Raw genomic sequence first — 22,164 nt, forward strand, 5'->3', positions numbered from 1 at the left:
GAAAAATTTATCATGTTAATCAAATTGTTAACTAAAGTATTTGGCAGCAGTAACGATCGTACTCTGCGCCGTATGCGTAAAATCGTAGATGTCATCAATAAGATGGAGCCGGATTTCGTTAAGCTCTCTGACGATGAACTGAAAGCGAAAACTGACCTGTTCCGTGAGCGCCTGAAAAAAGGCGAAAGCCTTGAGAGCCTGATTCCTGAAGCCTTTGCTACCGTACGTGAAGCGAGTAAGCGCGTCTTCGGTATGCGTCACTTTGATGTGCAGCTGATTGGCGGCATGGTGCTCAACGAGCGCTGCATCGCAGAGATGCGTACCGGTGAAGGTAAAACCCTGACTGCGACCTTGCCCGCTTACCTGAACGCATTAAGCGGCAAAGGCGTGCACGTGGTTACCGTCAACGACTATCTGGCGCAGCGTGATGCTGAAAATAACCGTGCACTGTTTGAATTCCTTGGCCTGACCATCGGTATCAACTTGCCAAACATGCCAGCCGTGGCGAAGCGTGCAGCTTATGCCGCTGACATCACCTACGGCACCAATAACGAATATGGCTTCGACTACCTGCGCGACAATATGGCGTTCAGCCCGGAAGAGCGCGTGCAGCGTAAATTGCATTACGCATTGGTGGATGAGGTCGACTCAATCCTGATCGATGAAGCGCGTACGCCACTGATCATCTCTGGCCCGGCTGAAGACAGTTCTGAACTGTATACCAAAGTTAACAAGATCATCCCGCATCTGGTGCGTCAGGAAAAAGAAGACTCTGAAACCTTCCAGGGCGAAGGCGATTTCTGGGTCGATGAAAAAGCGCGCCAGGCACACATGAGCGAGCGCGGTCTGGTAAAAGTTGAAGAGTTACTGGTTAGCCAAAACATCATGGTAGAAGGCGAGTCACTCTACTCACCGACCAATATCATGTTGATGCACCACGTTACTGCGGCGCTGCGTGCTCATGCACTCTTCACTCGCGATGTTGATTACATCGTTAAAGATGGCGAAGTGATCATCGTTGATGAGCACACCGGGCGTACCATGCAAGGTCGCCGTTGGTCAGATGGTTTGCATCAGGCGGTTGAAGCGAAAGAAGGCGTGGAAATCCAGAATGAAAACCAGACGCTGGCTTCCATCACCTTCCAGAACTACTTCCGTATCTACGAGAAACTGGCCGGTATGACCGGTACTGCAGATACCGAAGCATTTGAATTCAGCTCCATCTATAAGCTCGACACTATCGTGGTGCCAACTAATCGTCCGATGGTGCGTAAAGATATGGCCGATCTGGTCTACATGACCGAGAAAGAGAAGATCGACGCCATTATCGAAGACATCCGTGCCTGTACCGCCAAAGGGCAGCCGGTGTTGGTGGGGACCATTTCGATTGAAAAATCGGAAGTCGTGTCCAACGAACTGACACGCGCTGGCATCAAACATAGCGTACTGAATGCCAAATTCCACGCCAGCGAAGCGGATATCGTTGCCCAGGCGGGGCAACCTGCAGCGGTTACTATCGCAACCAACATGGCGGGTCGTGGTACCGATATCGTGCTGGGCGGTAGCTGGCAGGCTGAGCTCGCCGCAATGGACGAGCCAACTGAAGAGCAGATTCAGGCGATGAAAGAGGCATGGAAGCTGCGTCACGATGCGGTACTGGCTGCGGGCGGTCTGCACATCATTGGTACTGAGCGTCACGAATCTCGCCGTATTGATAACCAGCTGCGTGGTCGTGCGGGTCGTCAGGGTGATGCCGGTTCTTCACGCTTCTACCTGTCGATGGAAGATGCATTGATGCGCATCTTCGCTTCTGATCGCGTATCTAACATGATGCGTAAACTGGGCATGAAGCCAGGCGAAGCGATTGAGCATCCATGGGTGACCAAAGCGATTGCCAATGCTCAGCGTAAAGTGGAAAGCCGTAACTTCGATATTCGTAAACAGCTGCTGGAATACGATGATGTTGCCAACGATCAGCGTCGCGCCATCTACAGCCAGCGTAACGAACTGCTGGATGTGTCTGATGTGTCTGAAACCATCAACAGCATCCGCGAAGATGTCTACAAAACTACTATTGATACCTACATTCCGCCGCAGTCACTGGAAGAGATGTGGGATGTTGCCGGTCTCGAAGAGCGTCTGCGTAACGACTTCGATCTCAATCTGCCTATTGCTGAATGGTTGGATAAAGAGCCCGATCTTCATGAAGAGACGCTGCGCGAACGTATCATGACCCACGCGGCGGAAAGCTACGCGGCTAAGGAAGAAGTGGTAGGCGAAGAGATGATGCGCAACTTCGAGAAAGGCGTGATGCTGCAAACGCTGGATTCGCTGTGGAAAGAGCATCTGGCGGCGATGGATTATCTGCGTCAGGGGATTCATCTGCGTGGTTATGCGCAGAAAGATCCGAAGCAGGAATACAAGCGTGAATCCTTCTCTATGTTTGCGGCGATGCTGGAATCACTGAAATACGAAGTGATCAGCACCCTAAGCAAAGTTCAGGTGCGTATGCCAGAAGAAGTGGAAGCGATGGAGCAGCAGCGCCGTGAAGAAGCAGAGCGTTTAGCGCAGCAGCAACAGCTGAGCCACGTTGATGATGCCACCGCCGCAGCCGAAGCGTTAGCCGCACAAGGCGGAGAGCGTAAAGTAGGGCGTAACGATCTTTGCCCATGTGGTTCTGGCAAAAAATACAAACAGTGCCACGGTCGTCTGGCCTGATAAAAAAGGAGCCTTCGGGCTCCTTTTTTTCGCTTACGATTTAGCGAGTTATCGCCATTAGTTTCTCTTCATTTAGGCGCACGCCATGATACGGCAGCGTCACCAGCAGACCATCCGGCAAGCCAGCTCGCTTCAACAGCGCTCGGCTTTGGAACAGTAGCTGATGGTAATTGTTATCGCTGATACTTGGATAGCTCTCATTCCACACCGTGGCAATAATCTGACGCTTGGAGGTAATCCGTAGCAGCAGGCAGGAGAAAAATCGTTTTTGCGCTTCATTCAACGAAATAACTTTGTGTTCAGGCCACCATGTTAAGGTGTTCTGAGCGCTGTCTAACGTCAGGATGTCATGAAATACCAGATGGCGTAGAGCATGTAATTGTTCCGGCGTATTTTGCGCCAGAAACGTTGTTTCTTTGAATTCCATAGGTAATCGGGTTTGGCAGAAGAAAGTGGCTGCGAGTATTCCCAACATTCCCGGTTGCGATCATTACGACATGTCTTAATCACTGGCTTTTGTGCGGCGCGGGACGTCACTTTCCTCTCAACGGTTAACATCACTCCATGTCTGATTTACACTCAGCGCTCATTTATTAAAAGCGGAATCCAGCTTATGAAACACCTGCAGGTTGCGGTGGGCATCATTCGCAATACAGAACGTCAAATCTTCCTTGCCCAGCGTGCGGCTAGCTCCTATATGGCGAATAAATGGGAGTTTCCTGGCGGAAAAATTGAACAAGATGAATCTGCCGAGCAGGCGCTCAAGCGTGAGTTGATGGAAGAAACCGGTATTGAAGTCACATCGGCAAGCGCAATTGGTCAGGCCGATCACAGTTATGAAGATCTGCGCGTTACGCTGCATTTCTTTCTGGTTGAAGGCTGGAACGGCGAACCTTATGGCCGCGAAGGTCAGCCACAGCGTTGGGTCGAACAGCAGGATTTGGTCGCGGATGAATTTCCGCCTGCGAACCATGAACTGATCAGCCGATTAGTGGCTGGCGAGATTTAAGTGAAGGGGCAGTAGGCCCCTTACTTTTACTGCTGTTCTTCGCTCCAGTCATCGCTGTCCATCTGGTCACCGCTGCTGGGAATGCGTTTCTCTTCTGCTGCCCATTCACCTAAATCAATCAGCTGGCAACGTTTACTGCAGAATGGCCGCCACGGGCTCAATTCATCCCAAATCACATCGCGACGACAGTTGGGGCAAGGTACGGTAATCATCTCTTCCGGCATAACTTCCTCTAACAACAAGCTAATTCAAAATTCAGTCGTGCGGGTACTTCTCCGCGTTCGCTGTCTAAGGGCAGGAAACGAATCGCATAACGGCTTTTGTGGCCCGATACTTGCGGATACAGCGCGTCTTCCAGCGTTAATTGCAGGCGCAGCAAATCAGATCCTTCGGCGTTATCCTGATAAAAGCCGTTGAGGCTGGTTTGATGACGAAAGATGCCAGACTGTCGCACTAAATCGAGGATCATCGTCAAACTATTACGCAGCGGATTCAGTGATTCCAGCCAGCCATTGACCTGAACATCTCGCACCGCTTGTTCCTGATGCAGCCAGATATGCAGGCTTGGAAGATCGAAACTGCAGCAGCCGCCAGGAATGCTCAAACGCTGACGCACCAGAGCAACCAGTCGATCTTCTCGTAACTGTTGGCCCATGCGCGGTGCCGCCATCAGTTCGCTTGAGTATTGCTTCAACTGCTGACGCAAATTATTCACGCGCAGTTCGTCAATGCCCGGCACATCCAGCCATGCGCGTAATTTTTGCTGTTGGCGCTCCAGTTCTTTTAGCAATTCAGTGCGCATATCGCCGCGCTCAAAAATATCCAGCAAATCACTGAGGATGCGGAACACGCCAAGTGCTGATACCGAACTGCTAACCGGCACCGTTTCATGCAACTGATCAATCAGATATTCGACGCGCAGCCAGGTACGCATCTTCTCGTTCAAAGGGTGTTCAAACATAACAACTGTGCTCATGATGTTAATCCTTTCCGGTTGCTGCCAGGCGTAGATAGCGCTGGTGAAGCTCAGCAACGCGCGGTAGCACCTGCTCAGGTGTACCGCTGTTATCGATGATGTCATCCGCACAGGCTATGCGCTGTTCGCGACTGGCCTGTGCGGCAAGAATATTTTTCGCCTGACTCAGCGAAATGCCATCCCGCTGTTGTGTGCGTTGCAACTGCGTGGCGGTATCCACATCCACTACCAACACGCGATCGGCCTGATGCTGTAAGCCGTTTTCGACCAACAGCGGCACCACCCAAAGCACATAAGGTGAAGTAGCCAGTAACTTTAATTGTTGCGTGCGGGCATTAATGAGTGGATGAAGCAATTGATTGAGCCAGTTTTTCTCTTGCGGCTGCTGGAAAATAATTTCACGAAGCCGTGCACGATAGAGCGTGCCTTCTGCCGTGAGAATGGTGTCTCCATGACGCTGAGCAATCGCCTTTAGGGCAGGCGTTCCAGGCTCAACAACTTCTCTGGCAATGACGTCAGCGTCAATAATATCAACGCCCAGCGCTGCGAAAGCGTTGGCAATAGTGGTTTTACCACTGCCAATGCCGCCGGTGAGCGCAACGGTATAAGGCATAACGTTCTCGCAAAATTTATATCGTGAGCGGCGATTAACCACAGCAAGATGAGAGCATGATCACAATCATTTTTCTCAGCTAAATTTAAGGGATTGTAGCCTAAATAAAGTGAAATTCGCAGTCTTGTCGCGGAACGAATGGTGCGTATGATAACGACACTGGAGCCGTGAGCGCTACCCGAACCGCGGTTCGTCGTCACTAACCAGGATAATCAGCTATGCGCATTGAAGAAGATCTAAAACTGGGCTTTAAAGATGTTTTGATCCGCCCAAAACGTTCCACGTTGAAAAGTCGTTCCGAGGTTGAACTGGAACGCACCTTCACCTTTAAACACTCAGGCTTGAACTGGAGTGGCATTCCGATTATTGCCGCCAACATGGATACCGTCGGCACTTTCACGATGGCTGAAGCTCTGGCGAGTTTTAACGTATTGACCGCAGTGCATAAACACTACAGCGTGCAAGAGTGGCAGGCATTTGTGCAGCGCGTGCCAGCGGCGGTGCTGAATCATGTGATGGTCTCATCCGGTACCTCCGAATCAGATTTCACCAAATTATCCGCCATTCTTGCGTTAACGCCGCAGCTTAACTTTATCTGCATCGACGTTGCTAACGGTTACTCTGAGCATTTTGTTCAGTTCCTGCTGCGCGTGCGTGAAAGCTTCCCGGGTAAAACCATCTGCGCAGGTAACGTGGTCACCGGTGAAATGGTGGAAGAGCTGATTTTGTCTGGCGCAGACATTGTCAAAGTGGGCATTGGTCCTGGCTCGGTTTGCACCACACGCGTGAAGACCGGCGTTGGCTATCCTCAGCTTTCAGCCGTTATTGAGTGCGCGGATGCGGCACACGGCTTAGGCGGACAGATCGTCAGCGACGGCGGCTGCTCGGTTCCAGGTGACATTGCCAAAGCTTTCGGTGGTGGCGCAGACTTCACCATGCTCGGCGGCATGCTTGCGGCCCATGACGAATGCGAAGGAACCGTCGTTGAAGAGCAGGGCGAGAAATTTATGTTGTTCTACGGCATGAGCTCCGAGTCGGCAATGAAACGCCACGTTGGCGGTGTGGCGCAATACCGTGCGGCGGAAGGAAAAACCGTGCGCCTTCCGGTGCGTGGCCCGGTTGAGGAGACGGTTAAAGATATCCTCGGTGGCTTACGCTCAGCTTGCACCTACGTCGGTGCGGAACGATTGAAAGAGCTGACGAAACGCACCACCTTTATCCGCGTTGCTGAACAAGAGAACCGCGTGTTCACGCGCTGATCTCAGACATCGGGCGCGCATCGCGCGTGCCCGTTAGCGAATTGCATCGCCAAGACCAAATACCGGCAGATACATCGCAATTACTAAGGTGCCAACAATTCCGCCAATTACCACCATCATCATCGGTTCCAGCGATGCTGCCAGAGCATCAGCGCGCGCTAACGTTTGCGCTTCATGCCATTCCGCCAGACGCGCCAGCATCACATCCAGCGCACCCGCTTCTTCGCCAACCCGGATTAGCTGGGCACAAAGGGGAGTGAACAACAGATGTTGTTGCAGCGCCTGATGCAGCGGCGCACCCGCAGCAATGTGCTGCTGCAACTGAATGATGGCATCGCGCCACAACCGGGAAACCAGCGTCACCTCAACCGCCTGCAGACTTTGTAGCAGGGTTAAACCGGATTGCTGCGTAAGTTGCAGGATGGCGTATATCTGGCTGAGCTGCCCGCCGCGCCACAGCGGTGATAACAGCGGCATGCGCAGCAGCCATTGATGTACGCGCTTTTGCCACGCTACTGAACGACGATAAGTTTGCAGCACAATCCCGATAAATACGGCGCATATCAGCGACAGCGGCAGTGCAGCTTTTTGCAGTAGTTCTGAGAGCGACATCACTGCGGCAGTAAAAGCGGGCAGCGGTGCATCAAAGCTGGCATAGACGGAGACAAACTCCGGCAAAACAAACAGTAGCATGCCAGCACTGACCGCCAGCGCCACCAGCAAGATAAACAGCGGATAACGCAGCGCCTTGACCACTTTCTGCCGTAAGTATTGCTGTTTACTTTGCTGCTGTGCCAACTGGCGACAGCACTCATCGAGCTGGCCGGTTAACTCACCCACTTGCATCAAAGCAGGAAACAATGGTGGAAAGATCTGCGGCCACTCCTGCAAGGCTTGCGAGAAGGGCTCACCGGCGATAACGCGGCGCTGCAATCCCTTAAGTAATACCCGCCAACCGGCATGGGGATGGCCTTCTGCCAACAGAATCAAACTTTCCGCCAGCGGCAAACCGGCCTTCAGCAGCGTCGCCAGTTGCCGCACCAGGTCGATTTTTTGCTGCCACTTCCAGTCGCGCGAACGCCAGCATTTTCCACGCTGCCAGCTCACCGGCAGCATGCCGCGATCGGAGAGTTGATTGAACAACGCATCCTGGCTGGCGTTAAGTGATTCGCCTTCCTGCAGCACGCCCATGGTATCGAGCGCCTGCCAGCGGAAATGATAGAGATTAGCCATCGCCCAATCCCACCACGCGCTGCATCTCTTCAAAAGACGTATCGCCGCGACTAACCGCTTCCAGCCCCGCAGCCAGCAAGGTTTTCATTCCCTGTTCATTTGCCAGCGTGAGCAGATGTTCCAGCGGCATATCTGCCGAAATAGCATTCTGCAATTTGCTGGTTACCGGCAAGATTTCAAACAGCGCCAGCCGCCCGTAATAGCCGGAGAAGCAGTGATCGCAGCCGGGCGCTCGCCAGGTTTGCAGCGTGCCCGGCCAGAGTTCGGCCGGCAGATGGGCGATAGCTTGTCCCGGCTGGCGACAATGCACGCATAGGCGTCTGACCAGACGCTGCGCCACCACTAACTGCAAAGCGGGACCCAGCAAATAGCCGGGAATATCCATCTGGCGTAGGCGCGTCAGTGTTTCGGCGGTTGAGTTGGTATGCAGTGTGGAAAGCACCAAATGGCCGGTCTGCGCGGCTTTAACGGCAATGCTTGCCGTCTCGGCATCACGAATTTCCCCGACCATAATCACATCGGGATCCTGGCGCAGCAGGGCGCGCAGTACACGGTTGAAATCGAGCCCGCTGCGCGGTTGGATCTGCGTTTGATTGATGCCATCCAGCGGAATCTCAACCGGATCTTCCACGCTGCATACATTCTTTTCCGGCACGTTCAGCGCGCTTAATCCGCTATAGAGCGTGAAGGTTTTACCGCTGCCGGTGGGACCGGTGACCAGAATCAAACCTTGCGGTTTCGCCAGCGCACTTTTCAGCAAGCGCAGTTGGGCGGCGGGCATGCCGAGTTTATCGAGCGTGATGGCGCTGTTTTCACTTTGCAGCAGCCGTACCACGGCTTTTTCACCCTGGCTTACCGGCAGTGTTGAAAGACGAAACGCTGCCAGTTTGTCGTCTATTTCCAGCGTAAACTGTCCGTCCTGCGGTAGACGCCGTTCGGCGATGTCCAATCCACCGAGGATTTTCAGGCGCGCCAGGATTGCAGCGGGTTGTGCTTCTGAGGGCTGAGGCAGTTTGTGCAACACGCCATCGATGCGCAGGCGCACCCGTAATCCCTGGCGCTGTGGTTCGAAATGCACATCTGAGGCTCGGCGCTGAATGGCCTGACGCAAAATCTGATCGACCGCGTTAATCGCTGACTCAGCGCTGGCGTGTTCTCGCGGTGCTGCGGCGGCATCCGGTTCGTGCAGTAACTGCTCAAGGCGTGCTGCAGGCCAGCACTCGACATCCACCTTGCACTGGCTAGCGAACTGTAACGCCTCCAGCAGCAGTGGATCGGGCGTGTCTGCTACCGCTACGCGCAATAGCGTGGCGTCGTGATGCAGTATCACTGCCTGATAACGTGCGCACAACGCATGCAGCGCACTATTAGGATTGTCCATCAGTTGGCATCCTTATCAGCAAAGCGGAACTGCTCGAGGCAGCTATCGCGCAGGCTGCTGTTATCGCTGGTGCAGCTGCGTTGCCAGCTCAACGTGCCATCGGTTGCGCTCCAGATTGGCAGCATTTCAACCGTCAATCCGCTGAGACTTTCCTGGCCGGTCAGGTTGATGGTTCCATTAACGACGCTGAGCGTTGCCACATAGCGCGACCCTTTGGCCACCGGAATACCGCGTTGTCCTGCCTGACACTGCGCCGGTCCGCCACGTTCAATGGCGCAGAGTTCTACGGCTGTTTTGTACGAAACCATGGTTTGCAGCATGTCGGTGAGCGCTGCGCGTTGCAGGTAGTTTTGGTAGGCCGGTAAACCGATGGCGCTGAGAATGGCGACGATACCAATCACAATCATCAATTCGATAAGAGTAAAACCGCGTTGTCTGTCCATAGTGAGGCTCCTTGTTGTGGAGCCGCTACGGTAGAAAAGGGCGAGGGAAAGCGGAAGTCAGGCCTGCGCAAGGCTGGAAAGTATCACGCAGAGAATCGTCAGGATTACAGCGCAGAGAACAGCGTTTTGGAAGCCATCTCGCATATCTGCCGCGCTAACAGGCGGCAGGCGTAGAGCATCAAAGTTCGCGGAAACGCATCGACAGATCCAGCGCACGCACATGTTTGGTCAGCGCGCCGACAGAGACATAATCAACGCCGGTCTGGGCAATTTGCGGCAGCGTGGTTTCGGTTACGTTGCCTGAGACTTCCAGCAGCGCGCGCTTATTGGTTAGCGCAACCGCTGCATGCATCATCTCAAGGCTGAAGTTATCGAGCATGATGATGTCCGCTCCGGCATCGATGGCATCCTGCAGTTCCGTCAGCGATTCGACTTCAACTTCTACCGGCACATCGGGCGACAGCCAAAGCGCTTTTTCTACGGCGTTACGTACCGAGCCGCTGGCGATAATGTGGTTCTCTTTGATAAGAAAAGCATCCGACAGGCCTAAACGGTGGTTGTTACCGCCACCGCACAGCACTGCATATTTCAGCGCGGTACGCAGGCCTGGCAAGGTCTTGCGCGTATCAAGCAACTGAGTTTCGCTGCCCGCCAGCAGGGCGACATAACGGCTGACCTCGGTGGCCACGCCGGACAGTGTTTGCACGAAATTGAGCGCGGTGCGCTCTGCGGTTAACAGCAGTCGCGCCGGACCGGTAAGCTCGAACAGCAGCTGATCGGCAACCAGTGTTTGACCATCTTCAACATGCCAGGTAAGAGTGACTTTATTGCCAAGCTGGATAAAGACTTCTTCCACCCAGCGTTTACCACAAAAAACACCGGCTTCACGGGTGATGACTTTTGCCACCGCCTGTTTTTCTGCCGGCAGCAGCAACGCGGTGATATCGCGATCCGCGTCCACTTCGCCGCCTAAATCCTCCTGAAGCGCCCGGGCAACGGCTTCGGGGATATCCTGTTCAATACGTTTAATCAGTTCCTGACGGCGATGATCGGGATCGTAACGACGCGTTGCCATGGTTTTGCCACTCCACAAGACGAGATTTTGTGCGCTCACCTTAGCCTGATTTATCGGTCATTGCCAGTTGCTGGTGGTGAAATGTTTAGTATCCTGAACTCACCTGCGCGGCGCATTAAGTCGCAAGCCTGTTGAGTGAAACATGTTATTCTCAGCCTGATTTTGCTTAGGATTTAACAGCATGAAACTGGAAGAGGGCTGGATTACCAGCGCGCGTAAAGTACCTTCACCACACTTCAATCAGCGTCCAAATGATGAAGTGCCCTCGCTGTTGGTGATTCACAACATCAGCTTACCGCCCGGTGAGTTTGGCGGGCCGTGGATCGATCGGTTGTTTACCGGCACGTTGCCTGCCGATGCGCATCCCTATTTTGCGGACATCGCCCATTTACGCGTGGCGGCGCACTGTTTAATCCGCCGCGACGGCGAGCTGGTGCAATATGTCTCTTTCGATCAGCGCGCCTGGCACGCCGGCGTGTCGCAGTTTGAAGGACGTGAAAGCTGCAACGATTTTTCCATGGGCATTGAACTGGAAGGCACTGATACGCTGCCCTATACCGATGCGCAGTACGCGACTTTGCAACAGGTGACTCACCTCCTGCTGCAGCACTATCCGTTGACGCCTGCGCGCATCACCGGCCATAGCGATATCGCACCAGAGCGGAAAACCGATCCCGGTTCCTCTTTTGACTGGTTGCGCTATAAAGAATCCATCAGGCAGGAGAATCCCTGATACAGCAGGAGCGGGTATGACGTTGTTTAGCTTGTTATTAGTTTTAGGTTGGGAACGCCTGTTTAAGTTGGGTGAGCATTGGCAACTGGACCATCGGCTGGAGCCGCTGTTTCGTGGCCGCCAGCGTTTTTCCCTGCTGCGCACGCTGATGATGACAGTGATAGCGATGCTGATCGTTTGGCTGGTGGTGTGGAGCCTGAAAGGCATTCTGTTTGGCGTGGCGCAACTGTTGTTCTGGATTGTGGTGGGATTACTGTGTATCGGCGCGGGTTCGGTGCGACTGCACTATCACAGCTATCTCAAAGCGGCGAGTCATGACGATGAAGCGGCGCATCAGGCGATGGCGGCCGAACTGACGCTGATTCACGGTGTGCCGGTCGAGTGCAGCGAGCGCGAATTCCTGCGAGAACTGCAAAACGCGCTGATTTGGATTAACTTCCGCTTCTATCTTGCGCCGCTGTTCTGGTTTGTGGTCGGTGGACCTTACGGCCCGGTGCTGCTGGTGGGTTATGCGTTCCTGCGCGCCTGGCAGAGCTGGCTGGCTAAGCATCATTCGCCGCTGGAGCGCTCGCAGTCAGGCGTTGATCGTCTGCTGCATGTGCTGGACTGGATCCCGGTGCGTTTGGCCGGCGTGGCTTATGCGTTGCTCGGCCACGGCGAACGTGCGTTACCCGCCTGGTTTGCCGCGTTGGGCGATCTGCATCGCCCGCAATATCAGGTGCTGACCAGCCTGGCGCAATTCTCGCTGGCACGCGATCCGCACATGGATAAAGTCGAAACGCCACGGGTTGCGGTGGCGTTGGCAAAGCGCATCTCTCTGGTGCTGGTGGTAGTGGTCGCGCTGTTGACGATCTACGGCACGCTGGTGTGATCGGCGGGCGGCACGCCGAAATCTGGAGTGCCGTCTTCGCGCCAGTCGAAGTATTTCAAACGCGTATGGCGATTCGGATCCCACAGCGGATCGCCCTCGATTTCGGTGTAATTGCGCGCGTGATACACCAGCACCGCTCTTCCCGTTTCATCTACCGTAAAGCTGTTGTGTCCTGGTCCGTATTGCTGATTATCCCAGCTGGTGGCAAATACCGGCCGCGCGGACTTATGCCAGGCGCTGATGTTGAGCGGATCGGCTAACACATCAATGCTTAATATTCCCAGGCAATAATTTTCATCAGTCGCGCTGGCGGAATAGGTGACAAACAGCTTGTCGCCATGCTGAATTACCGCCGGTCCTTCGTTGACGCTGAATCCCGCGCACTCCCATTCATACTCCGGTCGGCTCAACATCAGCGGGGCGCTTTTCAACGTCCACGGATTGAGCAACTCGGCAAGATACAGGTTGGAATTTCCGGGAATCGCCGGATCTTTTTGCGCCCACAGATACCAGTGTTTGCCTTGATGCTGGAAGTAGGTGGCATCCAGTGAGAAAGCGTCGATGGGCGTATGCACGCGGCGGCAGGGTTGCCAGTTACCGCTCAGCGGATCGGCATCGTTGCACACCAGCGCATACATGCGGTGCTGGAACAGGCCATCTTTTATCGCACGCGTCGGTGCGGCGGCGAAATAGATTACCCATTGCCCGTTGATATGATGCAGCTCCGGCGCCCAGATCAGCGCGCTAAACGGGCCGGTATCCGGTTTGTGCCACACCGTTACCGCTTCTGCCTCAATCAGGCCAGCCAGCGTCGAGGCATAGCGAATCTCCAGTCGGTCATATTCCGGCACCGAGGCGATAAAATAGTAGCCATCGGCATGACGCAGAATAAAGGGATCGGCGCGTTGAGTAATAAAAGGATTGGGCCAGCTCATTTGATCTCTCCAGGTTGCGCAGTCGCAGAGGACGCGATAGGGGATTCGTGGTGTGAATGGGCACGGCGCAGCGCCAGATCGGCCTGAATCGTACGCATTAAGTTGCGATCCACTTTCATTAAACGCACTACGCCGGCGGTGATCAGATATCCGACGCCCGGAATCACCGTGAACAGCAGCATGATGCCATTGATGGCGTTGGGTGCCTGCTGTTTTGCGCCCGCATCGTAACCGTAAATTGACAGCAGGAAACCGACCATCGCCCCTGCAACCGCCAATCCCACTTTGAGGAAGAACAGGTTGCCGGAGAAGCTCATGCCGGTGATGCGTTTGCCGGTTTTCCATTCGCCGTAATCATCCACGTCGGCCATTAGCGACCAATGCAGCGGCGACGGAATTTGATGCAGGATATTCAGCAGGAAGTAGGCGATCACCACCGCAACCGTGGCGTGCGGATCAATCCAATAGAAGCCGCAGGAGAACAGCGCCAGCGCGATGTTGGTCCAGAAGAACACCTTGAGCTTGCACCAGCGATCGGTGAGGATTTTCGCCAGCGTGCTGCCGCACATCATGCCGATCACGCCAAGGCTGATAAACAGCGTGGCAAAGTGCGTTGATTGCCCCATCACCCAGGTGACGTAATACATGGTGGCGGCCATGCGGATGAAACCGGGGCAGACGTTGCAGAAGGTCAGCAGCAGAATGCGCACCCACTGATCGTTTTTCCATACGTCGCGCAGGTCTTGTTTCAAATCATCGTTGCTTGGCGTGGCAGGTCGAATGCGCTCGCGCACCGTGGCAAAGCAGAACAGGAACATCACCAAACCAATCAGCGCCAGCACGCTCATCGCCAGTTGATAGCCGCGCGCTTTGTTGTCGCCGCCAAACCATTCGGCCATCGGCAGCAGCGAAAGTGAGAGGATCAGCGTGGCAATACCCACCATCACAAAGCGATAAGACTGACAGGAAACGCGCTCACCCGGATCGTTGGTAATCACGCCGCCCAGCGAGCAGTAAGGAATGTTGATGGCGGTGTAAGTGAGTGACATCAGGAAGTAGGTGACAAACGCCCAGATGACCTTGTTGTCGTAACTCCACTCCGGCGTGGTAAACATCAACACGCTGAACAGCACGTAAGGCACGGAAACCCACAGCAGCCACGGGCGGAAACGGCCCCAGCGGCTTTGCGTGCGGTCGGCAATCGCGCCCATGATCGGATCAGTAACCGCATCGAGTACGCGCACCGAGAGCAACAGCGTGCCGACCAGCGCCGGGGCTAAACCGAATACATCAGTGTAGAAATAATTGAGGAACAACATGATGGCACCGCCAATCATGTTGCATCCGGCATCGCCCATGCCATATCCCAGTTTCTCTCTGAACGAGAGGGCTGCTCCTTTCATTGATCGTCTCCAGCGATATGATGAGCAGGAATTATCTGTGCAAAATCAGTAATCTGCTGGGGAGCAAATGGTCGGGTAGATGGACAAAACGCGCGGGCGGGGAAAAATGTGAGCCAGATCCGAAGTGCTGCCCGGCAACGGCGTGCCGGGCAGAGAACAACATTACGCTTTCTGTAGTTTGTTCTTGATGGTGTAACCGATAGCCAGAATCACCAGCCAAACCGGAATCAGCCAGACCGAAATCGCCATACCCGGCGTCATCAGCATGATCACCAGCACACCGGCGAGGAACACCAGGCAGATCCAGTTACCCAGCGGATAGAGCACCGCTTTAAAGCGCGTGGTCACACCTTGCTGGTCTTTCTTCTTACGGAATTTCAGGTGCGCAAGGCTGATCATCGCCCAGTTGATCACCAGCGCAGAGACCACCAGCGCCATCAGCAGGCCAAAGGCTTCGCCCGGCATCAGGTAGTTGATCAGGACACACAGCAGGGTCGCTACGGCTGAGACCAGAATGGTCGCGACCGGCACGCCACGGCTGTCAACTTTCAGCAGTGCTTTCGGCGCGTTGCCCTGTTGCGCCAGGCCGAACAGCATGCGGCTGTTGCAGTAAACGCAGCTGTTGTAGACCGACAGCGCCGCCGTCAGGATCACCACGTTCAGCGCGTTGGCCACAAAAGCATCGCCCAGCTCATGGAAGATCAGCACGAACGGGCTGGTATCCGCCGTTACGCGCGTCCACGGCAGCAGCGACAGCAGCACCGCCAGTGAACCGATATAGAAAATCAGGATACGCCACAGCACCTGATTGGTGGCTTTCGGAATGCTCTCTTGTGGATTGTCGGCTTCTGCGGCAGTGATGCCCACCAGCTCTAAACCACCAAAGGAGAACATGATGATCGCCATCATCATCACCAATCCGGTCATACCGTGTGGCAGGAAGCCGCCCTGATTCCACAGATTGCTGACGCTCGCTTGTGGGCCGCCGTTGCCGCTAAACAGCAACCAGCCACCAAACAGGATCATGCCGATGACCGCGACCACTTTGATAATCGCGAACCAGAACTCCATTTCACCAAACACTTTTACGTTGGTCAGGTTGATAGCGTTGATCAGCACAAAGAAGATGGCAGCCGTGGCCCAGGTGGGGAAATCTGGCCACCAGAACTGCACGTATTTACCGACGGCGGTCAACTCAGCCATCGCCACCAGCACATACAGCACCCAGTAGTTCCAGCCCGAGGCGAAACCGGCGAAGTTGCCCCAGTATTTGTAGGCGAAGTGGCTGAAGCTGCCGGCAACCGGCTCTTCAACTACCATTTCGCCCAGCTGGCGCATAATCAGAAAGGCAATAAAACCGGCGATCGCGTAACCGAGAATCACGGCCGGACCGGCCGATTTAATCACTGATGCGCTGCCCAGAAACAGACCAGTACCTACGGCTCCGCCCAGCGCAATCAGCTGAATATGGCGATTCTTTAAGCCGCGATGCAGCGTGTCGCCATGCTGTTGTTCCATACAAACCTCGTGATGTTGTTATTGTGCACCTGCAGTGCGCGCACTGTAAGGCTGTTTACCCTAATGTATTCTTTTCTTTACGGTATCTGGCGTGCTGTGTGCATGCATGAGCTACCACGGCGTTCAGAATAGTGATAAGCGCGCCGCTTTGCACCTGCTTTTGCTTTTTGTGCTGAGAGATGACTGAAAAAGCAGCAGCATCCTCTGCGCGCCCGTCACATTATTTCTGCCATGAAAAAAGCGTGAACACGAATAGCTTTCGCTTATGGTTATGCCGCATTGACTCCGCTAACTCAGTGTAAGGTTTGGTAAAAACACAATTATTTAACATTTGCCACAGGCCAACATTTTCCTTCTTTATTCCGGTAAGTTAGTGCAGCGCCATTGCCATCGTCCCCGGAAGTGTGAAGCCCACCATATAGACACAAGGTGAATACTTTGTTACTTTACCGGCACCATTTTTCAATTGGTATTACCAATTTACTCCGGACGTTTGGCTGATAAGAAGGGAAGATGGCCTACAGTAAAATTCGCCAACCCAAGCTCTCCGATGCGATTGAGCAGCAGCTGGAATCCCTCATTATGGAAGGGACGCTCCAGCCGGGTGAAAAACTGCTCCCTGAGCGTGAACTGGCGAAACAGTTTGATGTCTCACGTCCATCCCTGCGCGAAGCAATTCAGAGCCTGGAAGCCAAAGGCCTGCTGCTACGTCGTCAGGGTGGCGGCACCTTCGTCCAAAAAAATCTCTGGCAAAGCCTGAGCGACCCGCTGGTCGGTCTGCTTGCTGAACATCCAGAATCTCAGTTTGACCTGCTGGAAACCCGCCACGCGCTGGAAGGCGTTGCTGCTTATTATGCGGCACTGCGGGGAACCGATGAAGATCTGCAGCGCATCCGTGACTGCCATCTTAACATTCAGCAGGCACAGGACAGCGGCGATCTCGACGCAGAGGCCGATGCAGTAATGAAGTATCAGATCGCTGTCACAGAAGCGGCCCATAATGTGGTGCTGCTGCATCTGCTGCGTTCCATGGGCCCTATGCTGGAACAAAACGTCCGTCAGAATTTTGAATTGCTCTACGCTCGTCGGGAAATGCTGGCGAAAGTGAGCGGTCACCGCGCCAGTATCTACGAGGCGATTGTGGCGCGTGAGCCAGAACAGGCACGCGAGGCATCCCATCGTCACCTGGCGTTCATTGAGGAAATCTTGCTGGATAGAAGTCGGGAGCAGAGTCGTCGTGAACGCTCCCTGCGTCGTTTACAGCAACGTAAGGAATAACGCACGGCAACGAACGTGCGGAAAACACGACGGGCCTGTCTTCTTGTGCTGTGAACCAGAAGCAAAGCACAAGCAGACAGGCTCCTGATAATTTCAACGTATTAGACACAGATAAGGAATACACCCCATGTCAGAACGTTTACAGAATGACGTGGATCCGATCGAAACTCGTGATTGGCTACAAGCGATCGAATCGGTCATCCGTGAAGAAGGTGTTGAGCGCGCGCAGTATCTGATTGATCAGGTAATGAGTGCAGCACGCAAAGGTGGCGTGAAAGTTGCCGCAGGTTCCTCTGCAATCAGCAACTACATTAACTCTATTGCTGTTGAAGATGAGCCGGACTATCCGGGCAACACCTCTCTTGAACGTCGTATCCGTTCCGCAATTCGTTGGAACGCCATCATGTCGGTGCTGCGTGCGTCGAAGAAAGATCTGGAGCTGGGCGGCCATATGTCCTCTTTCCAATCTTCCGCGACCATTTATGAAGTGTGCTTTAACCACTTCTTCCGCGCACGTAGCGACAAAGACGGCGGCGATCTGGTCTTCTTCCAGGGTCACATTTCTCCAGGTATCTACGCGCGCGCCTTCCTTGAAGGTCGTCTGAGCGAAGATCAAATGAACAACTTCCGTCAGGAAGTGCAGGGCAAAGGTCTCTCTTCTTACCCGCACCCGAAACTGATGCCGGACTTCTGGCAGTTCCCAACCGTTTCTATGGGCCTGGGTCCATTGAACGCGATCTATCAGGCGAAATTCCTGAAGTATCTGGAACACCGTGGTCTGAAAGACACCTCAGCACAAACCGTTTACGCCTTCCTCGGTGATGGCGAGATGGATGAGCCGGAATCCAAAGGTGCGATCACCATCGCCACCCGTGAGAAGCTGGACAACCTGGTGTTCATCATCAACTGTAACCTGCAGCGTCTGGATGGCCCGGTCACCGGTAACGGTAAGATCATCAACGAGCTGGAAGGCATCTTTGCCGGTGCTGGCTGGAACGTGATCAAAGTGATTTGGGGCGGTCGTTGGGATGAACTGCTGCGTCAGGACACCAGCGGTAAGCTGATTCAGCTGATGAACGAAACCGTGGATGGCGATTACCAGACCTTCAAATCCCGTAACGGCGCGTACGTGCGTGAGCACTTCTTCGGTAAATATCCGGAAACCGCAGCACTGGTAAAAGACTGGTCAGACGAAGAGATCTTCGCGCTGAACCGCGGCGGCCACGATCCGAAGAAAGTCTATGCTGCACTGAAAAAAGCGCAGGACACCAAAGGTCAGCCAACGCTGATCCTGGCTCATACCATCAAAGGTTATGGTATGGGTGACACTGCCGAAGGTAAAAACATCGCGCACCAGGTGAAGAAGATGAACATGGATGGCGTTCGCTACATCCGCGATCGCTTCAATGTGCCGGTTGCCGACGACAAAATCGAAGAGCTGCCATACGTCACCTTCGAGAAAGGGTCTGAAGAGTACAACTATCTGCACGGTCAGCGTGAGAAGTTGGGCGGCTACCTGCCAACGCGTCAGGCGGAGTTCAGCGAGAAGCTGGAAATGCCTACGCTGGAAGAGTTCCGTCCATTGCTGGAAGAGCAGAACAAAGAGATCTCAACCACTATCGCTTTCGTGCGTGCCCTGAACGTGATGCTGAAGAACAAGTCGATCAAAGATCGTCTGGTTCCGATCCTCGCGGATGAAGCGCGTACCTTCGGTATGGAAGGTCTGTTCCGTCAGATTGGTATCTACAGCCCGAACGGTCAGCAGTACACCCCGCAGGACCGCGAGCAGGTTGCTTACTATAAAGAAGACGAGAAAGGCCAGATTCTGCAGGAAGGGATCAACGAGCTGGGCGCAGGTTCATCCTGGCTGGCTGCGGCGACCTCTTACAGCACCAACAACCTGCCGATGATTCCGTTCTACATCTATTACTCGATGTTTGGCTTCCAGCGCATCGGCGATCTGATGTGGTTGGCCGGCGATATGCAGGCACGCGGCTTCCTGGTTGGTGGTACTTCAGGTCGTACTACCCTGAACGGCGAAGGTCTGCAGCACGAAGATGGTCACAGCCACATTCAGTCGCTGACTATCCCGAACTGTATCTCTTACGATCCGTCTTACGCGTACGAAATTGCGGTCATCATGCAAGACGGTCTGGTGCGTATGTACGGCGAAGCGCAGGAAAATATCTACTACTACATCACCACGCTGAACGAAAACTACCACATGCCTGCGATGCCGCAGGGTGCGGAAGAGGGTATCCGTAAGGGTATCTACAAGCTGGAAACTGTAGACGGTAGCAAAGGCAAAGTGCAGCTGCTGGGTTCAGGTTCAATTCTGCGTCACGTGCGTGAAGCCGCGCAGATCCTGGCGAAAGATTACGGCATCGGTTCTGACGTCTACAGCGTGACCTCGTTCACCGAGCTGGCGCGTGATGGTCAGGATTGTGAGCGCTGGAACATGCTGCATCCAACAGAAACCCCGCGCGTTCCGTACATCGCTCAGGTGATGAACGAAGCTCCGGCCGTCGCGTCAACCGATTACATGAAGCTGTTCGCAGAACAGGTTCGCAGCTACGTGCCTTCCAGCGATTATCGCGTGTTGGGTACTGATGGCTTCGGTCGTTCCGACAGCCGTGAAAACCTGCGTCACCACTTCGAAGTGGATGCATCGTATGTGGTTGTGGCTGCGCTGGGTGAGCTGGCTAAACGCGGCGAAATCGATAAGAAAGTGGTGGCAGAAGCAATCACCAAGTTCAATATCGACGCCGATAAAGTTAACCCGCGTCTGGCTTAAGAGGTAAGAGAGTAATGGCTATCGAAATTAACGTACCAGACATCGGGGCAGACGAAGTTGAAGTCACCGAAATCCTGGTCAAGGTGGGCGACAAAGTTGAAGCTGAACAGTCGCTGATCACCGTGGAAGGCGATAAAGCTTCCATGGAAGTGCCTTCGCCGCAGGCGGGCGTGGTTAAAGAGATCAAAATCTCTACCGGCGACAAAGTAGAAACCGGCAAACTGATCATGATTTTTGACGCTGAAGGTGCCGCAGAAGCGGCGCCAGCGCCAGCCGAAGAGAAGAAAGCGGAAGCCGCTCCTGCTCCAGCAGCCGCTGCTGCTGCGGTCAGCAAAGAGGTCAACGTACCGGACATCGGCGGCGACGAAGTTGAAGTCACTGAGATCCTGGTGAAAGTTGGCGACAAAGTTGCTGCTGAGCAGTCGCTGATCACCGTTGAAGGCGACAAAGCCTCAATGGAAGTGCCAGCCCCGTTCGCGGGCGTGGTGAAAGAGATCAAAATTGCCACCGGCGATAAAGTGAACACCGGCTCGCTGATCATGGTGTTCGAAGCAGAAGGCGCAGCGCCAGCCGCTGCCGCTCCAGCAGCCAAACAGGAAGCCGCACCCGCTGCAGCTCCTGCGGCTTCTGGCGCCAAAGACGTCAACGTGCCGGACATTGGTGGCGACGAAGTTGAAGTCACCGAGATCCTGGTGAAAGTGGGCGACAAAGTCGCTGCTGAGCAATCACTGATCGTGGTTGAAGGTGACAAAGCCTCAATGGAAGTGCCTGCACCGTTCGCCGGTACCGTGAAAGAGCTGAAAGTGGCGACTGGCGATAAAGTCAGCACCGGTAAGCTGATCATGGTGTTCGAAGTGGAAGGCGCGGCACCAGCTGCGGCGCCTGCCGCTAAGCAGGAAGCAGCTCCAGCGGCAGAAGCAGCGAAACCTGCAGCGGCTCCAGCAGCAGCGAAAGCGGATGCAAAAGGCGAGTTCGCTGAGAACGACGCTTACGTACACGCTACGCCGGTGATTCGTCGCCTGGCGCGCGAGTTCGGTGTGAATCTGGCGAAAGTCAAAGGCACCGGCCGTAAAGGTCGCATCCTGAAAGAAGACGTGCAGACTTACGTTAAAGACGCGGTGAAACGCGCTGAAGCGGCTCCGGCTGCAGCAGCCAGCGGCGGAAGCCTGCCAGGTCTGTTGCCTTGGCCGAAAGTGGACTTCAGCAAGTTCGGCGAAATCGAAGAAGTGGAACTGGGCCGTATCCAGAAAATCTCGGGTGCTAACCTGAGCCGTAACTGGGTGGTTATCCCGCACGTTACGCACTTCGACAAAACCGATATCACCGATCTGGAAGCGTTCCGCAAACAGCAGAATGCCGAAGCTGAGAAACGCAAACTGGATGTGAAATTCACACCAGTGGTGTTCATCATGAAAGCCGTTGCCGCTGCGCTTGAGCAGATGCCACGCTTCAACAGTTCACTGTCTGAAGATGCACAGAAACTGACGCTGAAGAAATACATCAACATCGGTGTGGCGGTTGATACGCCAAACGGTCTGGTGGTTCCAGTGTTCAAAGATGTGAACAAGAAAGGCATCACTGAACTGTCTCGCGAGCTGATGGCGATTTCCAAGAAAGCGCGTGATGGCAAGCTGACCGCTGGCGATATGCAGGGCGGTTGCTTCACCATCTCCAGCCTTGGCGGCCTGGGCACCACGCACTTCGCGCCAATCGTCAACGCGCCGGAAGTGGCTATCCTCGGTGTTTCCAAGTCAGCGATGGAGCCGGTGTGGAACGGTAAAGAGTTTGAGCCGCGTCTGATGATGCCGATCTCACTCTCCTTCGACCACCGCGTGATCGACGGTGCTGATGGTGCGCGCTTTATCACCATCATCAACAACACACTGTCCGACATTCGCCGTCTGGTGATGTGAAGTTAATCAAGG

At 54.4% G+C, this 22,164-nt stretch carries 19 protein-coding genes; 8 read left to right on the forward strand and 11 right to left on the reverse strand.

What is annotated here, in order from left to right; translation table 11 throughout:
* Positions 1-12 precede the first annotated feature (12 nt).
* A complete protein-coding gene (secA, locus tag NQH49_RS03565) occupies positions 13-2,718 on the forward strand; it encodes a preprotein translocase subunit SecA (RefSeq protein ID WP_256695612.1) in 2,706 nt (901 codons plus the stop codon).
* Between the two features lie 40 nt (positions 2,719-2,758).
* Here the strand turns inward: secA and NQH49_RS03570 are convergent, their stop codons facing one another.
* On the reverse strand, positions 2,759-3,145 hold the full coding sequence (locus NQH49_RS03570) for a winged helix-turn-helix domain-containing protein (RefSeq protein WP_008108595.1): 387 nt from the start codon (positions 3,143-3,145) through the stop codon (positions 2,759-2,761).
* Between the two features lie 186 nt (positions 3,146-3,331).
* Here NQH49_RS03570 and mutT point away from each other — a divergent pair, with 186 nt between their 5' ends.
* Positions 3,332-3,727 (forward strand): 8-oxo-dGTP diphosphatase MutT, encoded by a 396-nt coding sequence (gene mutT, locus NQH49_RS03575; protein ID WP_101762107.1) that lies wholly within the window; start codon positions 3,332-3,334, stop codon positions 3,725-3,727.
* Between the two features lie 26 nt (positions 3,728-3,753).
* Here the strand turns inward: mutT and yacG are convergent, their stop codons facing one another.
* From yacG to coaE, 3 genes are read right to left on the reverse strand one after another with little or no spacing between them, the layout of a single operon-like run.
* Positions 3,754-3,951 (reverse strand): DNA gyrase inhibitor YacG, encoded by a 198-nt coding sequence (yacG, locus tag NQH49_RS03580; protein ID WP_064737573.1) that lies wholly within the window; start codon positions 3,949-3,951, stop codon positions 3,754-3,756.
* An 8-nt stretch (positions 3,952-3,959) separates the two neighbouring features.
* Complete coding sequence (gene zapD / locus NQH49_RS03585; protein WP_256695613.1) at positions 3,960-4,703, reverse strand: cell division protein ZapD; 744 nt, start codon at positions 4,701-4,703, stop codon at positions 3,960-3,962.
* 4 nt (positions 4,704-4,707) lie between these two features.
* Positions 4,708-5,316: a dephospho-CoA kinase gene (gene coaE / locus NQH49_RS03590; RefSeq protein WP_256695615.1), complete on the reverse strand. Its 609-nt coding sequence runs from the start codon at positions 5,314-5,316 to the stop codon at positions 4,708-4,710.
* A gap of 218 nt (positions 5,317-5,534) precedes the next feature.
* Here coaE and NQH49_RS03595 point away from each other — a divergent pair, with 218 nt between their 5' ends.
* Positions 5,535-6,575: a GMP reductase gene (locus NQH49_RS03595; RefSeq protein ID WP_256695616.1), complete on the forward strand. Its 1,041-nt coding sequence runs from the start codon at positions 5,535-5,537 to the stop codon at positions 6,573-6,575.
* A 33-nt stretch (positions 6,576-6,608) separates the two neighbouring features.
* Here NQH49_RS03595 and hofC read toward each other — a convergent pair whose 3' ends face one another.
* The 4 genes from hofC to nadC form a co-directional block, all read right to left on the reverse strand.
* Entirely contained in the window at positions 6,609-7,808 is a 1,200-nt protein-coding gene (gene hofC / locus NQH49_RS03600; RefSeq protein WP_256695617.1) for a protein transport protein HofC, read from the reverse strand.
* Entirely contained in the window at positions 7,801-9,189 is a 1,389-nt protein-coding gene (gene gspE, locus NQH49_RS03605; RefSeq protein WP_256695618.1) for a type II secretion system protein GspE, read from the reverse strand. The genes hofC and gspE overlap by 8 nt, the downstream gene beginning before the upstream one ends.
* Positions 9,189-9,632 (reverse strand): prepilin peptidase-dependent pilin, encoded by a 444-nt coding sequence (gene ppdD / locus NQH49_RS03610; protein WP_154154180.1) that lies wholly within the window; start codon positions 9,630-9,632, stop codon positions 9,189-9,191. The genes gspE and ppdD overlap by 1 nt, the downstream gene beginning before the upstream one ends.
* 178 nt (positions 9,633-9,810) lie before the next feature.
* Positions 9,811-10,707 carry a carboxylating nicotinate-nucleotide diphosphorylase gene (gene nadC / locus NQH49_RS03615; RefSeq protein ID WP_256695619.1) on the reverse strand — a complete coding sequence of 299 codons (897 nt, stop codon included), beginning with the start codon at positions 10,705-10,707 and terminating at the stop codon, positions 9,811-9,813.
* A gap of 181 nt (positions 10,708-10,888) precedes the next feature.
* On the opposite strand from nadC, the gene ampD reads away from it, so the two are divergent.
* Both ampD and ampE read left to right on the forward strand, forming a co-directional pair.
* Positions 10,889-11,440, forward strand: coding sequence for a 1,6-anhydro-N-acetylmuramyl-L-alanine amidase AmpD (gene ampD, locus NQH49_RS03620; RefSeq protein ID WP_008108575.1), 552 nt, complete (start codon positions 10,889-10,891; stop codon positions 11,438-11,440).
* Between the two features lie 16 nt (positions 11,441-11,456).
* Positions 11,457-12,311 (forward strand): beta-lactamase regulator AmpE, encoded by an 855-nt coding sequence (gene ampE, locus NQH49_RS03625; RefSeq protein WP_008108573.1) that lies wholly within the window; start codon positions 11,457-11,459, stop codon positions 12,309-12,311.
* Here the strand turns inward: ampE and NQH49_RS03630 are convergent.
* The 3 genes from NQH49_RS03630 to aroP all read right to left on the reverse strand — a co-directional run bounded on the left by NQH49_RS03630 (position 12,293) and on the right by aroP (position 16,167).
* Positions 12,293-13,246, reverse strand: a complete 954-nt coding sequence (locus tag NQH49_RS03630; protein WP_256695621.1) for a glycoside hydrolase family 43 protein — start codon at positions 13,244-13,246, stop codon at positions 12,293-12,295. The two genes, ampE and NQH49_RS03630, sit on opposite strands and share 19 nt — an antisense overlap.
* A complete protein-coding gene (locus tag NQH49_RS03635) occupies positions 13,243-14,649 on the reverse strand; it encodes a glycoside-pentoside-hexuronide (GPH):cation symporter (RefSeq protein ID WP_256695622.1) in 1,407 nt (468 codons plus the stop codon). The genes NQH49_RS03630 and NQH49_RS03635 overlap by 4 nt, the downstream gene beginning before the upstream one ends.
* A 162-nt stretch (positions 14,650-14,811) precedes the next feature.
* Positions 14,812-16,167, reverse strand: coding sequence for an aromatic amino acid transporter AroP (gene aroP, locus NQH49_RS03640; RefSeq protein WP_256695624.1), 1,356 nt, complete (start codon positions 16,165-16,167; stop codon positions 14,812-14,814).
* Between the two features lie 513 nt (positions 16,168-16,680).
* Here aroP and pdhR point away from each other — a divergent pair.
* From pdhR to aceF, 3 genes are all read left to right on the forward strand, one after another.
* On the forward strand, positions 16,681-17,445 hold the full coding sequence (gene pdhR / locus NQH49_RS03645) for a pyruvate dehydrogenase complex transcriptional repressor PdhR (protein WP_256695625.1): 765 nt from the start codon (positions 16,681-16,683) through the stop codon (positions 17,443-17,445).
* Positions 17,446-17,572: 127 nt separating this feature from the next.
* Positions 17,573-20,239 (forward strand): pyruvate dehydrogenase (acetyl-transferring), homodimeric type, encoded by a 2,667-nt coding sequence (aceE, locus tag NQH49_RS03650; protein WP_008108564.1) that lies wholly within the window; start codon positions 17,573-17,575, stop codon positions 20,237-20,239.
* Between the two features lie 14 nt (positions 20,240-20,253).
* Entirely contained in the window at positions 20,254-22,152 is a 1,899-nt protein-coding gene (gene aceF, locus NQH49_RS03655; protein ID WP_256695627.1) for a pyruvate dehydrogenase complex dihydrolipoyllysine-residue acetyltransferase, read from the forward strand.
* Positions 22,153-22,164 lie beyond the last annotated feature (12 nt).

Source organism: Pantoea trifolii, from assembly GCF_024506435.1.
Classification (GTDB): Bacteria; Pseudomonadota; Gammaproteobacteria; order Enterobacterales; family Enterobacteriaceae; genus Pantoea; species Pantoea trifolii.